Below are 14,603 nucleotides of genomic sequence, written 5' to 3'. Positions count from 1 at the left end.
GGCTGACACGGAACGGACATGTCGGAGCGGCTAGGCTTGGCACCTGTGCGGCGCAGGGTTGCTCCGCACGACACACACGAGCATCTATCGACGGAGAGTGGGCGATCGGCTGTGTCGAGCCATCTGACCGGAACGGACGAGACCGCGGGCGAATTCGGGGCGAACGAGTGGCTCGTCGACGAGCTCTACGAGCAGTTCGTCGCGGACAAGGAGTCGGTCGACAAGTCCTGGTGGCCGGTCCTCGAGAGCTACCACCGCACGCAGGTCGGTGGCGCTGCGGCCCCGGCCCAGTCCCCGGCGCAGCCGGCACCGGCCCAGCAGCAGTCGTCGACGCAGCAGCCCGCCACCGGTGACGCTCCGGGCGAGGCCAAGTCCGGTCCGATCCAGGCGAAGACCACCTCGCGCCAGCCGGCACCGCAGCCGATCCCGGCCGAGGCGAACGACGCCGCGGACGACCACGAGGAGACCCACGAGGACGTGGCGACCCCGCTCCGGGGCATGGCGAAGACCCTGGCGTCGAACATGGACGCCTCGCTGACGGTCCCGACCGCCACGAGCGTCCGCACCATCCCGGCGAAGCTGATGATCGACAACCGCATCGTCATCAACAACCACCTGCGGCGGGCCCGCGGCGGCAAGATCTCCTTCACGCACCTGATCGGGTGGGCGATGGTGCAGGCGCTCAAGGACTTCCCGAGCCAGAACGTCTTCTACGAAGAGCGCGACGGCAAGCCGTTCGTCGTCGCCCCGGCACACGTGAACCTCGGCATCGCGATCGACGTCCCCAAGAAGGACGGCACCCGCTCGCTCCTGGTGCCGAGCATCAAGCGGGCCGAGTCCCTGACGTTCGGCCAGTTCCTCTCCGCCTACGAGGACCTCGTCAAGCGCGCCCGTGACAACAAGCTCACCCCGGCGGACTTCCAGGGCACGACGATCTCGCTCACCAACCCGGGCGGCATCGGCACCGTGCACTCGGTCCCCCGTCTGACGAAGGGGCAGGGTTCGATCATCGGCGCCGGTGCCCTGGAGTACCCGGCGCAGTTCCAGGGATCGGCGTCGAAGACCCTGGTCGAGCTCGGCATCGGCAAGACCATCACCCTGACGAGCACCTACGACCACCGTGTCATCCAGGGCGCCGGTTCGGGCGAGTACCTCAAGCACGTGCACGAGCGCCTGATCGGTGAGCACGGCTTCTACGACGGCATCTTCGCCGCGCTCCGGATCCCGTACAAGCCGATCCAGTGGGCGAACGACATCAACGTCGACCTGGCACACCGGGTGAACAAGACCGCGCGCGTGCAGGAGCTCATCAACAGCTTCCGCGTCCGTGGGCACCTGATGGCCGACATCGACCCGCTCGAGTACCGCCAGCGCACCCACCCCGACCTCGAGATCGAGAGCCACGGGCTCACCTTCTGGGACCTCGACCGCGAGTTCGTCACCGGCGGGCTCGCCGGCACCACCTCGGCACCGCTCCGCGACGTCCTCGGGATCCTGCGCGACGCGTACTGCCGCACGGTCGGCATCGAGTACATGCACATCCAGGACCCGGAACAGCGTCGCTGGGTGCAGGAGCGCATCGAGGTGCCGTACTCGAAGCCGTCGAAGGAAGAGCAGCTCCGCGTCCTCGGCAAGCTCAACGAGGCCGAGGCGTTCGAGACCTTCCTGCAGACCAAGTACGTCGGCCAGAAGCGCTTCTCGCTCGAGGGCGGCGAGTCCACCATCGCCTTCCTCGACACCCTGATCCAGCACGCCGCCGGAGCCGGACTGGCCGAGGTCGCGATCGGCATGGCCCACCGTGGCCGCCTGAACGTGCTGACGAACATCGCCGGCAAGACCTACGGACAGATCTTCCGTGAGTTCGAGGGCTCGTCGCTGCCGGGCACGGTGTCCGGTCAGGGCTCCGGCGACGTGAAGTACCACGTCGGCACCGAGGGCGTGTTCCGCACGTCCGACGGCTCGAGCATCCCGGTGACGATCGCCGCGAACCCGTCCCACCTCGAGGCCGTCGACGGCGTGCTCGAGGGCATCGTCCGCGCCAAGCAGGACCGCGAGGCCCCCGGCAGCTTCGGCGTGCTCCCCGTGCTCGTGCACGGCGACGCGGCGATGGCGGGCCAGGGCGTGGTCGTCGAGACACTGCAGATGTCGCAGCTCCGCGGCTACCGCACCGGTGGCACGGTCCACCTCGTCATCAACAACCAGGTCGGGTTCACCACCCCGCCCGAGTCCGCGCGCAGCTCGGTGTACTCCACCGACGTCGCGAAGACGATCCAGGCGCCGATCTTCCACGTGAACGGTGACGACCCCGAGGCCGTCGCCCGTGTCGCCGAGCTCGCCTTCGCGTACCGCGAGGAGTTCCACCGCGACGTCGTGATCGACCTGATCTGCTACCGCCGTCGCGGCCACAACGAGGGCGACGACCCCTCGATGACACAGCCGCTGATGTACAACCTCATCGAGGCGAAGCGCTCCGTCCGCACGCTGTACACCGAGGCCCTCGTCGGCCGTGGTGACATCACGCAAGAGGAGTACGACGAAGCGCACCGCGACTTCCAGGACCGCCTGGAACGGGCCTTCGCCGAGACGCACGAGGCGCAGACCGGCACCATCCCGGTGATCGAGGTCGACGACGACGGTGCGGTGCAGGGCCTCGAACGCCCGGCAGCGCAGCGCGACGACTCCGAGGTCGAGGTGCACGAGACCGCCGTGTCCGACGAGCTCGTCCGGGCGATCGGCGACGCACACAGCAACCCGCCCGCCGGGTTCTCCATCCACCCGAAGCTGCAGCAGCTGCTGACCAAGCGCACCGAGATGACGCGCAACGGCGGCATCGACTGGGCGATGGCCGAGCTCATGGCGATCGGGTCGATCCTGGTCGAGGGCAAGCCGGTCCGCCTCGCCGGACAGGACGCCCGCCGTGGCACCTTCGTCCAGCGCCAGTCGGTCTTCCACGACCGGGTGAACGGCCAGGAGTGGCTACCGCTGTCGAACCTCACCGAGGACCAGGCCCGGTTCTACGTGTACGACTCGCTGCTGAGCGAGTACGCGGCGATGGCCTTCGAGTACGGCTACTCGGTGGAACGCCCCGAGTCCCTCGTGCTCTGGGAAGCGCAGTTCGGTGACTTCGCGAACGGCGCCCAGATCGTCATCGACGAGTTCATCTCGTCCGCCGAGCAGAAGTGGGGACAGCGCTCCGGCCTCGTCCTGCTGCTGCCGCACGGGTACGAGGGCCAGGGGCCGGACCACTCGTCTGCGCGCATCGAGCGATACCTGCAGCTGTGCGCCGAGGACAACATGATCGTCGCACGACCGTCGACCCCGGCGTCGTACTTCCACCTGCTCCGCCGACAGGCCTGGGCCCGTCCGCAGAAGCCGCTCATCGTGTTCTCGCCGAAGGCGATGCTCCGGCTCCGTCAGGCGACGAGCGCGGTCGAGGACTTCACGACGGGCACGTTCGAGCCCGTGCTGGACGACCACCGGATCACCGACAAGGGTGCCGTCCGCCGGGTCGTGCTGCACTCCGGCAAGGTGCACCACGACCTGCGCGCCGAGGTCGACAAGCGCGGGATCACCGACGTCGCGCTCGTCCGCCTCGAGCAGCTCGCGCCGCTCCCCCTCGACCGCATCCTCGAGGTGCTGGCCGGCTACCCGGACGCCGACGTCGTGTGGGCACAGGAGGAGCCGGAGAACCAGGGCGCCTGGCCGTTCGTCTGCATGAACCTGTCGCCGCACCTGGGCGGCCGACCGTTGTCCGTCGCGGCCCGCTCGGCGAGTGCAGCACCGGCCACCGGGTCGTCGAAGCGCTCCGCACAAGAGGCCGCGGACGTCATCGACACGGCACTGAGCACGTCGGCGTAACCACGAGGAAGCGCCCCGTGCGGGAGTCCATCGGACTCCCGCACGGGGCGCTTCGCTGTTCCCGAGGAGTGCGACGCCCCTAGGCGAACTTGGTGTACCGGACTCCGGCGTCGTGGTACCCGCGCTTCTGGTAGAACCGGTGCGCGTTGTCCGTCGCTGCCGCACTGACCGCGCTGAGGCGACGCGCGCCCTGCTCGACGGCCCACGCTTCGAACGTGTCGATGAGTGCGGAACCGGTGCCGAGCCTCCGGGCCGTGTCGTCGACGACCAGCAGCAGCAGCTGCGCCGTCGGTTCGTCGCTGGCGTACGCCCACGTGACCTGGGCCCCGGCCACGGCGGCCACACGGCCGTCGTCCCCCCGGACGACCCAGGTGCGGTGCCCGGCCTCGGGCGTGAGCCGTTCGAGGCGGGCGCGCATCGACGCGTCGTCGACGTCGTGACCGAGCAGGCGGACGAGGGCGGCGACGTCGGCGACGTCCGTGTCAGACCAGGCGGTGGTCGACTCGACGGTGAGGGTCATGTCGGCCAACCTACCCGGGCCGCCGGTCGTGTTGCGACGGGCTTCCATAACAACTGATATTCATATACTCTGCTGTCATATCACCCGCCAGGTGATCCCGAACGACAGGACAGCCATGCACATCACCTCCCGCCACGGCCGCACCGCAGCCTGGATCGCGTTCCCGCTCGCCGTCGTCGCCAGCGGTGCCCTCATCGCCACGGCCTCGTACGCCGCCTTCTCGAGCAGCACCGACAACGCCGCGAACAGCTGGCGCACCGGCGCCGTCTCGCTCACCGACGACGACCAGGGCGTCGCGATGTTCGACGCCCACGACCTGGTGCCCGGGTCCAGCGGCTCGAACTGCATCACCGTCACAGCGAACACCACCAACGCCTCGACCGTGAAGCTCTTCACCACCGACCAGGCCGACGACGACGCACTCGCCGAGCACGTGGGACTGACCGTCGAGCGCGGCAGCCTCGGCACCCCCGGTGACTGCAGCACCTTCACCACGGCGACGACCGTGCACGACGGGACGCTCGCCGGCCTGATGGAGTCCGAGTCCTTCGGCACCGGTGTCGACGCGTGGCAGCCCGCGACGGGCACGGCGAGCACGACCTACCGCTTCAGCTACGACCTGGCTGCGGGCGCACCGAACACCGTGCAGTCGTCCGAGGCGGGCACCACGTTCGTGTGGGAAGCGCAGACCGACTGACCCCGTCCCGAACCCGACCCGTCCGACCCGCCCGACCCGAGGAGCAGCCGATGCCGAACGCCACCACCCGCCGTCACGTCCGCTGCGCCGGCGACGTGCCCCGGCTGCTCCTCGCGGTCACGGCACGCACGGTCCTCTGGTCGGCCCTGCTGCTCGCGCTGTGGGCGTCGCTCCCCGCGGCCCTCGGGTGGCACGTGACGACCGTCGTCTCCGACTCGATGGCGCCCGGCATCCGGACCGGGGACGTCGTCGCCGCGATGCCGGCCGGCCCGGACACCGTCGAGGCCGGACGGGTGCTGCTCGTCGAGGACCCGGACCACCGGGACCGACTCCGGCTGCACCGGCTCGAGCGCGTCGAACAGGACGGGGCCCTGCGCCTGCGAGGGGACGCCAACCCGACGGCCGACCGGACTGCCGTCGCCCCGGACGCCGTCCTCGGTGTCGGCGTCCTGCGCTTCCCGTGGGTCGGGCTGCCCGGTGTCTGGATCCGCGGGGGCGACTGGACCTCCCTGTTGCTGACCGGTGTCGTCGCCGCCGTGCTCGTCGTCGCCGGGCGGGCCAACCGGGACATCACCGCCGGTCGCCCCTGCCGGACCTGCGGCGCGCCGCGCCGGGACGTCCACTCGCCGGTCGTCGCGGAGCCCGGCACCGTCACCATCACCGCCGTGTCGTCGTCCACCGTGCCGGTCGCGGCGTTCACGGCGGCTGCCATCGTCCTCACCCTGCTCGCCGCAGCAGGAGCGGGAACCGGGTTCGGGGCCGGAGCCGGGTTCAGCGGTTCGACCGGCACCGCCTCGGCACTCGGCACCGGCGGGTTCGGGTGCTTCCGCCAGCCCGCACCCGGCGCGGCACTCGCGTGGGACTTCGCCGAGAAGAGCGGCCCCCGGGTCGTGGACTCGAGCGGGTCCGGGGGCGACGGCACCTTCACGCCCGCCGCTGCCCGGGTCGACGCCGACTGCGCCACGAACCCGTACGCGACGTTCTGGACCGAGGACGGGGCCGAAGGGTGGGCGGTCACCGACACCGCGGTCGACGCTCCGAACGCCTTCACGATCGAGGTCTGGTTCCGCACCCAGGACACCGACGGCGGGCGCGTGTTCGGCTTCGGCTCGGACCGCTCTGCGGCGTCCCAGTACCGCGACCGGCACCTGTACATCGGTGCCGACGGAGTCCTGCGGTTCGGCGTCGAGGGATCAGGGTCGCAGTTCAAGTTCACGCTGGGATCGACGGCGACGGTCACCGACGGCGAATGGCACCACGCGGTCGCGACGTTCCAGTCACGATCGATGGCGCTCTGGGTCGACGGCCAGCTGCAGGGCAGTCGTTCCGACGCCGTCACCCTGCGTCAGTACGCCGGACACTGGCGCGCCGGACGCCAGACGCTGGCCGGTTGGCCGAACGCCGGTGACTACGTCTACACCGGCGACGTGGACACGGTCCGGGTGCACGAGCGCATCCTCGACGCAGCGGCGATCACCCGTGCGTTCCAGGCCGGCCGCTGACGCCGGACCGGGCCGAGGCGAACGCCGATGCCTGACCAGTCCGGGCGCCACCCGAGCCGGGCGTGCGCCCGGCCTGTGACGTCAGTGCGTCGACTGTTCCTGCCGGATGCGCTCGAGGATCTCGCTGCGCAGCTGGTCCGGAGCGGTCTCCTTGCACGCACGGCGGACGGTCTCCATGAGCACGACGCCGACGCGGTGCTCGGTCTGGCAGTCCTCGCACCCGTCCATGTGCTCGCGGATGTCCGCAGCGTCCTCGTGGCGGAGCTCGTCGTGCAGGAACTCCTCGAGTTCGGCCTTCGCCTTCGAGCAGTCGCAGCCGCTCATCGTGCGTCCTTCCGTCCGGTGCGACCCGTGGCCGCGGTTGCCTTCGTCGTCGGCGCCGCGCCCCGGCCTCGTCCGCGCATCGTCGCCGTCGACGCTGCATCCGGGACGATGCCGGTCTCGCGGGCGTGGTCCGCCAGAAGCCCACGGAGGAGCCGGCGACCACGGTGGAGGCGGCTCATGACCGTCCCCACGGGGGTCTTCATGATGTCGGCGATCTCCTGGTACGAGAAGCCTTCGACATCGGCGAAGTAGACGGCCATCCGGAAGTCCTCGGGGATGGCCTGCAGGGCGTCCTTCACGGCGGAGGACGGCAGGTGGTCGATCGCGTCGGCCTCGGCGGACCGGGCGGAGATCGACTGGGTGACGCTCTCGGCGCCGCCGAGCTGCCAGTCCTCGAGCTCGTCGATGGTGCCCTGGTACGGGTTCCGCTGGTTCTTGCGGTAGGTGTTGATGAACGTGTTCGTGAGGATCCGGTACAGCCAGGCCTTCAGGTTCGTGCCCTGCTTGAACTGGCGGAACGCGGCGAACGCCTTGACGAAGGTCTCCTGCACCAGGTCCGACGCGTCGGCCGGGTTGCGGGTCATCCGCATGGCCGCGCCGTAGAGCTGGTCCATGAAGGGCAGGGCCTGGTCCTCGAACAGGGACCGCAGCTCCGCCTCGGAGACGGTCTTCGCGTCCACGGGCTCGTCGGCTGCGTCGTCGAGGGCGGTCTGCTCGTCTTCGACGGCGTCGAGCTGCACCTCGGTCTCGTCGACCAGGTGGTGCGGAGCTGCCTGCGGTTCGTCGGTCGTCATCGCGGCCAAGTCTAGGCCGAGCGTGCCGAGCGTCGTCGGCACCGCGGTCAGCACGGTCGCCGTGCTGGTCCACTCTCGAGCGAGTGTTGCTGTCGCCACTGATCCTCCCGGTGCGTTCAGTACCCTGGTGAACCGATGGCAGACACGACGCATTCCCAGAGCGGGACCCAGCCCGCCGCACCCTGGATCGCCCCGGTCGCAGGGGGGCCGCTGCGCGGTGACGTCGCGCTGCCCGGGTCGAAGTCGCTGACGAACCGGGAGCTCGTGCTCGCGGCCCTCGCCGACGGCCCCTCGACGATCCGGCTGCCGCTGCACTCGCGCGACTCCGCACTGATGATCGCCGGCCTCCGGGCGCTGGGCGTCGGCATCGAGGAACTCGAGCCCGCAGCCGGCACCGCCCCGAACCCCTACGGCCCGGACCTCCGGGTCACGCCCGCCCCGATGCACGGCGACGTCCGCCTGGACTGCGGGCTTGCCGGCACCGTGATGCGCTTCCTGCCGCCGCTCGCCGCCCTGGCCGTCGGGCCCGTCACGGTCGACGGCGACCCCTACGCCCGCAAGCGGCCGATGCACGCCATCGTGCAGGGCCTCGTGGACCTCGGTGTCGACGTCACGGACGACGGCGGCGGCTCGATGCCGTTCTCGTTCACCGGCACCGGCTCGGTGCGCGGGGGTGCACTGACGATCGACGCGTCGGCGTCCTCGCAGTTCGTCTCCGGGCTGCTGCTGTCGGCGCCACGCTTCGACGAGGGACTGCACCTGACCCACGTCGGCGAACGCCTGCCGAGCATGCCGCACATCGAGATGACCGTCGCGGCGCTCCGTGCCCGCGGCGTCCGGGTCGACGAACCGTCGGTCGGCGAGTGGGTCGTGCACCCCGGTCCGATCGGCGCGCGCGACGTCACGATCGAGCCCGACCTGTCGAACGCCGCTCCGTTCGCGGTGGCCGCGCTCGTCGCGGGCGGTACGGTCCGCATCCGCACCTGGCCCACCGAGACGACGCAGGTCGGCGCCGACCTCGAGACGCTCCTGCCCCTGTGGGGGGCGACCGTGGCCCGTGACGGTGACGACCTGCTCGTCGACGGCGGCGTCGGGATCCGCGGCGGGGCCTCCTTGCCGGGTCTCGAACTCGACCTGAGCCGCGGCGGCGAACTCGCACCGGCGCTCGTCGCGCTGGCCGCGCTGGCCGGCGGGCCGAGCGAGATCACCGGCATCGGGCACCTGCGGGGCCACGAGACGGACCGCCTGGCCGCGCTGGCGGCGGACCTCAACCGGTCTGGAGGCGCGGTGCACGAACTCGACGACGGCCTGCGGATCGAGCCGGCGCCGCTCCACGGCAGCGCCTGGGGCGCGTACGACGACCACCGGATGGCGACCGCTGGGGCGATCGTGGGCCTCGTCGTCGACGGCGTCGCCGTCGACGACATCGGGTCGACGGCGAAGACGCTGCCGCAGTTCCCGGAGCTGTGGGCGGCACTCGTGGCGTCCTCGGTGGCCGCTGCACCGGTGAGTGGGGACTGACGCATGAGCTGGTGGGACGACGCCGACGGTGACGACACCGACGCGGACGAGCCGTACGGGCAGTACGACGAGTCGAGCGTCCGGGTGCGTCCGAACCCGAAGGGCAACCGGCCACGCACGAAGACCCGGCCGACCTACGACGACGCCCCCGTCGGGTGGGTGACGAACGTCGACCGCGGGCGGTTCGGGGTGCTGATCGACGACCACGTCATCACGGCCACGAAGGCCCGCGAGCTCGGCAAGAAGTCCGTCGTCACGGGCGACCACGTGTCACTCGTCGGCGACGTCTCCGGGGACCCCGGGTCGCTCGCGCGCATCGTGAAGGTCGCCGAACGCACCACCCTGCTGCGCCGGAGCGCCGACGACTCCGACGAGGTCGAGCGCGTCATCGTGGCGAACGCCGACCAGATGCTCATCGTGGTGGCCGCCGCCGACCCCGAGCCGCGCACCCGCCTGATCGACCGGTACCTGGTGGCGGCGTTCGACGCGGGGCTCGACCCGATCCTCTGCATCACGAAGACCGACCTCGCCGACCCGGCTGCGTTCCTGGCGCACTTCGCCTGCCTGGACCTGCGGATCGTGACGAGCCGTTCGGACGACGTCCCGCTCGAGGCGCTGCACGAGCTGCTCGACGACAAGGTGACCGTGACCGTCGGGCACTCCGGCGTCGGCAAGTCGACCCTGGTGAACGCGTTGACCGGGTCCACGCGGGCGATCGGCGTCGTGAACTCCGTGACCGGTCGCGGGCGGCACACGTCGTCGTCGTCGATCGCGCTGCGGGTCCGTGACGGTGGCTGGATCATCGACACCCCGGGCGTGCGGTCGTTCGGCCTGGGGCACGTCGACCCCGCGAACGTGTTCCGGGCGTTCGCCTCGCACGCGATCCCGGTGCTGCCCGCGCGGGACGGCATCCCGTTGGCGCAGGCGCACGACTGGGAGATCGTCGACCGGGTGCAGGACGGGGAGCTCGGGCCGACCGGTGTCGAGCGGCTCGACTCGTTCCGGGCGCTGCTGACCGGGATGGGTGCGTCGGACCCCGGTTCGGAGTAGCGCGAGGGGCGGTGGCTGCGGGCGCTGGTCGGCGGCCGGTCGGCGCTCGGCGGTTGGTCGGCGCTCGGCGGCTGGTCGGCGGCTGGTCGGCGGTCGGCGCTGGGCGGCGGCTGGTCGGCGGCTGGTCACGACACCCCGCGGTGTGTGCGTCGAGCGGTCACGAACTGTCGGCTGGCGGCGCGGCATCCGACAGTTCGTGACCGCCCGAGCGACGGCGCGCGGTGAGTCGTGACCACTCCCCCCACGCCCGCCCCGTCGCACCGTGCGGACCTCGCACCGTGCGAGGGGCTCTGAACGGTGCAAGGTCGTGCGCTCCGTGCGGGCTCGCGGCCTCGCACGGAGCGGGCAACCTCGCACCGGACGACGACTCGACTCCGGGCCTGCGTCGACAAGCACGCACCGGCGTTGTACAGTTGGCGATCGTGTCCGAAGTTGCAAAGTACAACTTTGCGCCGACCCCCGCTGTCGACGCCCCGTCCCCGAGCACGACGACGACGTCGCACGCGCACCACTCCCCCACGCACAAGTCCTCGCGAGCCCCGAAGCCGCAGGGCTCCGACAGCGTCCTGCGCCCGGCCGGCCTCGGTCGCGTGCTGCTGACGTTCGCCTCGCACATCCTCGTGCCGCTGTTCCTGGCCGCGGGCATGGGCCTGGCGTACCTCGGCGCCTTCCACGCCCCGGCGCCGCACGAACTCCCCGTCGGCATCGTCGGCCAGGGCGCCGCCACCCAGGTGTTCGCCCAGACCGTGACCGACCAGTCCGACGGCGCCCTCGTGGCCCACGTCGTCGCCTCGACGAAGGCCGCCGAGCAGCAGGTGCGCGACCGCGACCTCGCGGCGGTCTACGCACCCACCGCGACCGGTGCCACGCTCTACGTCTCGACCGCCGCGTCGGAGACGACCGCGAGCGCCGCACAGAAGGTGTTCCTGCCGATCGCCTACGACCAGCACGTGCCGTTCCGGGTCGTCGACGTCGTGCCCACGGGCAGCCAGGACACCACCGGCCAGGGGCTGTTCTTCCTGCTCGTGGCCCTGAGCGTCGGCGGGTACGCGTCCGCGATCGCCGTGGCCTCGGTCGCGACGAAGCTCCGTACCGTGTGGACCGCGGTCATCGGCCTGGCCACCGCCGGGGTCGTCGCGGGGATCGGTGTGGTCGTCGCCGGCCCGGTCTACGGCGTCATCACCACGCACCACTGGCAGGTGTTCCTGTTCGCCTGGCTCTACGACGCGGTCATCGTCGCGCTCGGCGTCGGGCTGCACCCCGTGCTCGGACGGTGGACCACCCCGATCCTCACGATGCTGTTCGTGATGCTGAACTTCACGTCCTCCGGCGGGATCTTCCAGCCGGCGTTCCAGCCGGGGTTCTTCGCCGCGCTGCACACCTTCTGGAGCGGCGCGGCGTGGTTGCAGGCCGCACAGGACCTGCAGTACTTCCCGGATGCGTCGCTCGGCCGACCGTCCCTCGTGCTCGCCCTCTGGCTGGCGGCGGCGCTCCTGCTCTGTGCCGTCGTGCACGGGCTCGTCGCACGCCGGACCCGCATCGCCCGCGAACGCGAGGTCACCCGGCTCGAGGAAGAAGAGGTCGTCGCCGCGTAGCGACGGTAGGTTGGGCGACGTGGACCTCAGCGCCGACCTGGACTTCGCCCGCTCCCTCGCCGACACCGCCGACGCGATCAGCCTCGAGCGCTTCCGTGCCGCCGACCTGCACGTGACGAAGAAGGCCGACAGCACGCACGTCACCGACGCCGACCAGGCGGTCGAACGGGCCCTGCGCGAGCGGCTCGCCGCCGAGCGACCGGACGACGCGTTCCTCGGTGAGGAGACCACGGCCGACACCGGAGCCGAGGCCGTCAGCGAAGGGCACCGGCAGTGGGTGGTCGACCCGATCGACGGCACCGCCAACTACCTGCGTGGCGTGCCGGTGTGGGCGACCCTGATCGCGCTCGCGATCGACGGTCGCCCGGTGCTCGGCGTCGTCAGCGCTCCGGCCCTCGGCAAGCGCTGGTGGGCGGCCGAGGGTTCCGGTGCGTTCTCGTTGGACGGACCGCTCCGGGTGTCCGGGGTCGCCGACCTGGCCGACGCCAGCCTGAGCTACAACAGCATCCAGCAGTGGGACGACGACGACCGCCTCGAGCCGCTCGTCGACCTGTCCCGCCGGGTCTGGCGCACCCGGGCCTACGGCGACATGTGGTCGTACATGATGGTGGCCGAGGGCGTCCTCGACGTCGCCGGCGAACCGGACCTGAAGCCGTGGGACATCGCCGCCCTCGTCCCCATCGTCGAGGAGGCCGGCGGTCGCTTCACCTCGCTCGACGGCGATCCCGGGCCCTGGCACGGCAGCGCCCTCGCCACGAACGGCCTGGTGCACGACGCCGTCGTCGAGGTCATCCGCCGCGAGTCCTAGGACGGCGGCCGAGCGGATCGGCCGCCCTCGAGCGGATCGGCCGCCAACGAGCGGATCGGCCGCCGTCGAGCGGATCAGCCGCCGTCGAGCGGATCAGCCGCGGTCGGCGGGCTCCGCAGCCGCGTCGGAACGCTCGGACTCCCCCTCGGACCGCCGCGCCGCCCGGCGACGCGCCACCAGGTCCGCACCCGCCAGCACCAACGCCAGCGCCATCAGCGACACCGTGAACGTCGTGCCGCTGCGGAACGCGTCGTGGTACGCGTCGAGCCGGCTGCCCGGTCCGGACCCGCCGGACCCCGACCCCGCCGTCTGGCTCCGGACGATGCCGTAGAAGATGCTCGTCGCGACCGCGGTACCGATCGCCGTCCCGACCCGCTGCCCGAGCTGCTGCATCGAGCCCGCGACACCGGACTGCTCGACGGGGATCTCGGCCAGGGTCAGCGTCTGGTTCGGTGACACCACGAACCCACCACCGAGACCACCCACCAGGAACGCTCCGGCCATCGCCCACGGGGTCACCTCCGGCGGAGTGGCGACCGCGGCGAGCATGAGCAGCAGGAAGCCGACGACGACCATCCCGAGCCCGGCGACGACCAGCGCCCGCCCGACCCGGTCGACGATCCGTCCGCCGATGTACGAGCCCACGGCACTCGTCGCCGCGAAGGGGATGCTCACCATGCCGGCGAACAGCGGCGAGAGGCCGAGGCCCTCCTGCAGGTAGAGCGTCACCATGAGGAAGGACGCCGGCAGCGCCGCGAAGTAGACGGCGACGATCGACAGTCCGTTGCGGTACGACGACAGTCGGAAGAGCTCGAAGTGCACCACGGGCGACTTGCCCTGCCGCTTGAACCGCTGTTCCCAGAGCACGAACAGCACGAGGAACACCGCGAAGCCGACCAGCCAGAACCAGCGCGTCGCGGAACCACCACCGCCGCTGGTCAGCACGAAGGGCAGCATCAGGGTGACGATGGCCGCACCGAGCAGCAGGATGCCGACGACGTCCAGTTCGCGGTCCTGCGCCGTCCCCTGAGCCCCCTTCGGCAGCAGGCGGATGGCGAAGACGAGCGCGGCGATGCCGAGGGGCACGTTCATCCAGAACAGCAGCCGCCAGCCGGACTCCTCGCCGCCGATCGCGATGAGGCCGCCACCGATGGTCGGGCCGAGTGCGGTGGAGATGCCGATCATCGCGCCGAACAGCCCGAACGCACGGCCCCGCTCCGGCCCGCGGAACAGCTGCTGCACGAGTCCGATGACCTGGGGCATCTGGATGCCGGCGGCGAAGCCCTGCAGGATCCGGGTGACGATCAGGACCTCGATGTTCGGCGCCACGGCGCACAGCAGACTCGATCCGGTGAACGCGCTGAGCCCCACGATGAACATGACCCGTCGGCTCTTCAGGTCGCCGAGCCGACCGGCGGGCACGAGGGCGAGACCGAAGGCCAGCGCGTACCCCGCCACGATGAGCTGGAGCGACGAACTGGTGGCCCCGAGGGACTGCTCGATCGAGGGCAGCCCGACGTTCACCTTCGACAGGTCGAGGATCGTCAGGGCCGCGACCGCCACGCAGACGGCGAAGGCGCGCCACCGGGTGCGGTCGTCGAGGCGGGCGTCGGTCGGTTCGGCGTTGGACATCCCGTCCGTGGTACACCTGCGGCGACGAACACGGTCCGGACAGCCCTGTACCCCGGTTGGCTCCGACGGCCCCGATCGGCCCGTTCGGACACCCCGCAGCGAGCGGACGAGGGGGCCCCTCGTGGGCCCCCGTACTGGGGGCACGGATGTGGACATCCGTCCGCGCGAGTCCGCTCAGCGGGACGAGACCTGAGTTATCGTGCTCCAGACGGCAGGTCACGTGACGCCCTCGGATTCCCTAGATCCGAACGGTGGAACCGACCCGTCGTGTTCGTCCGAAGACCCTAACCCGAGGGGTGATA

The 14,603-nt window shown here is 71.2% G+C and carries 11 protein-coding genes; 7 read left to right on the top strand and 4 right to left on the bottom strand.

Annotated features, from left to right (window positions below; translation table 11 throughout):
• Nucleotides 1-111: 111 nt before the first annotated feature.
• Entirely contained in the window at nucleotides 112-3,858 is a 3,747-nt protein-coding gene (locus ITJ50_RS10835; protein ID WP_175470728.1) for a multifunctional oxoglutarate decarboxylase/oxoglutarate dehydrogenase thiamine pyrophosphate-binding subunit/dihydrolipoyllysine-residue succinyltransferase subunit, read from the top strand.
• Between the two features lie 79 nt (nucleotides 3,859-3,937).
• On the opposite strand, the gene ITJ50_RS10830 is transcribed toward ITJ50_RS10835, so the two are convergent.
• Nucleotides 3,938-4,378 carry a GNAT family N-acetyltransferase gene (locus tag ITJ50_RS10830; protein ID WP_042539621.1) on the bottom strand — a complete coding sequence of 147 codons (441 nt, stop codon included), beginning with the start codon at nucleotides 4,376-4,378 and terminating at the stop codon, nucleotides 3,938-3,940.
• Nucleotides 4,379-4,493: 115 nt separating this feature from the next.
• On the opposite strand from ITJ50_RS10830, the gene ITJ50_RS10825 reads away from it, so the two are divergent.
• A complete protein-coding gene (locus ITJ50_RS10825) occupies nucleotides 4,494-5,075 on the top strand; it encodes a hypothetical protein (RefSeq protein ID WP_194590485.1) in 582 nt (193 codons plus the stop codon).
• Nucleotides 5,076-5,125: 50 nt separating this feature from the next.
• Nucleotides 5,126-6,577 carry a LamG-like jellyroll fold domain-containing protein gene (locus ITJ50_RS10820; protein WP_194590484.1) on the top strand — a complete coding sequence of 484 codons (1,452 nt, stop codon included), beginning with the start codon at nucleotides 5,126-5,128 and terminating at the stop codon, nucleotides 6,575-6,577.
• Nucleotides 6,578-6,658: 81 nt separating this feature from the next.
• On the opposite strand, the gene ITJ50_RS10815 is transcribed toward ITJ50_RS10820, so the two are convergent.
• Together ITJ50_RS10815 and ITJ50_RS10810 are read right to left on the bottom strand one after the other, a co-directional pair.
• Nucleotides 6,659-6,901, bottom strand: a complete 243-nt coding sequence (locus tag ITJ50_RS10815; RefSeq protein ID WP_017888199.1) for a zf-HC2 domain-containing protein — start codon at nucleotides 6,899-6,901, stop codon at nucleotides 6,659-6,661.
• Nucleotides 6,898-7,749 (bottom strand): sigma-70 family RNA polymerase sigma factor, encoded by an 852-nt coding sequence (locus ITJ50_RS10810; RefSeq protein WP_194590660.1) that lies wholly within the window; start codon nucleotides 7,747-7,749, stop codon nucleotides 6,898-6,900. The genes ITJ50_RS10815 and ITJ50_RS10810 overlap by 4 nt, the downstream gene beginning before the upstream one ends.
• A gap of 81 nt (nucleotides 7,750-7,830) precedes the next feature.
• Between ITJ50_RS10810 and aroA the strand changes: the two genes are divergently transcribed.
• From aroA to hisN, 4 genes are all read left to right on the top strand, one after another.
• The gene (aroA, locus tag ITJ50_RS10805; protein WP_194590483.1) at nucleotides 7,831-9,216 is read left to right on the top strand and encodes a 3-phosphoshikimate 1-carboxyvinyltransferase; all 1,386 of its coding nucleotides are present in this window, start codon (nucleotides 7,831-7,833) and stop codon (nucleotides 9,214-9,216) included.
• Between the two features lie 3 nt (nucleotides 9,217-9,219).
• On the top strand, nucleotides 9,220-10,266 hold the full coding sequence (rsgA, locus tag ITJ50_RS10800; RefSeq protein ID WP_194590482.1) for a ribosome small subunit-dependent GTPase A: 1,047 nt from the start codon (nucleotides 9,220-9,222) through the stop codon (nucleotides 10,264-10,266).
• 422 nt (nucleotides 10,267-10,688) lie between these two features.
• The gene (locus tag ITJ50_RS10795) at nucleotides 10,689-11,861 is read left to right on the top strand and encodes a hypothetical protein (RefSeq protein ID WP_194590481.1); all 1,173 of its coding nucleotides are present in this window, start codon (nucleotides 10,689-10,691) and stop codon (nucleotides 11,859-11,861) included.
• A 19-nt stretch (nucleotides 11,862-11,880) separates the two neighbouring features.
• Complete coding sequence (gene hisN, locus ITJ50_RS10790) at nucleotides 11,881-12,669, top strand: histidinol-phosphatase (protein WP_194590480.1); 789 nt, start codon at nucleotides 11,881-11,883, stop codon at nucleotides 12,667-12,669.
• A gap of 93 nt (nucleotides 12,670-12,762) precedes the next feature.
• On the opposite strand, the gene ITJ50_RS10785 is transcribed toward hisN, so the two are convergent.
• The gene (locus ITJ50_RS10785) at nucleotides 12,763-14,301 is read right to left on the bottom strand and encodes an MFS transporter (protein WP_042539629.1); all 1,539 of its coding nucleotides are present in this window, start codon (nucleotides 14,299-14,301) and stop codon (nucleotides 12,763-12,765) included.
• Nucleotides 14,302-14,603: the final 302 nt, after the last annotated feature.

Origin of the sequence: Curtobacterium sp. VKM Ac-2889 (assembly GCF_015350855.1) — a bacterium.
In the GTDB taxonomy this organism is placed as follows: domain Bacteria; phylum Actinomycetota; class Actinomycetes; order Actinomycetales; family Microbacteriaceae; genus Curtobacterium; species Curtobacterium poinsettiae.
The sequence above is the reverse complement of the archived record's forward strand: the minus strand, read 5'-3'. Positions and strand labels throughout refer to the sequence as shown.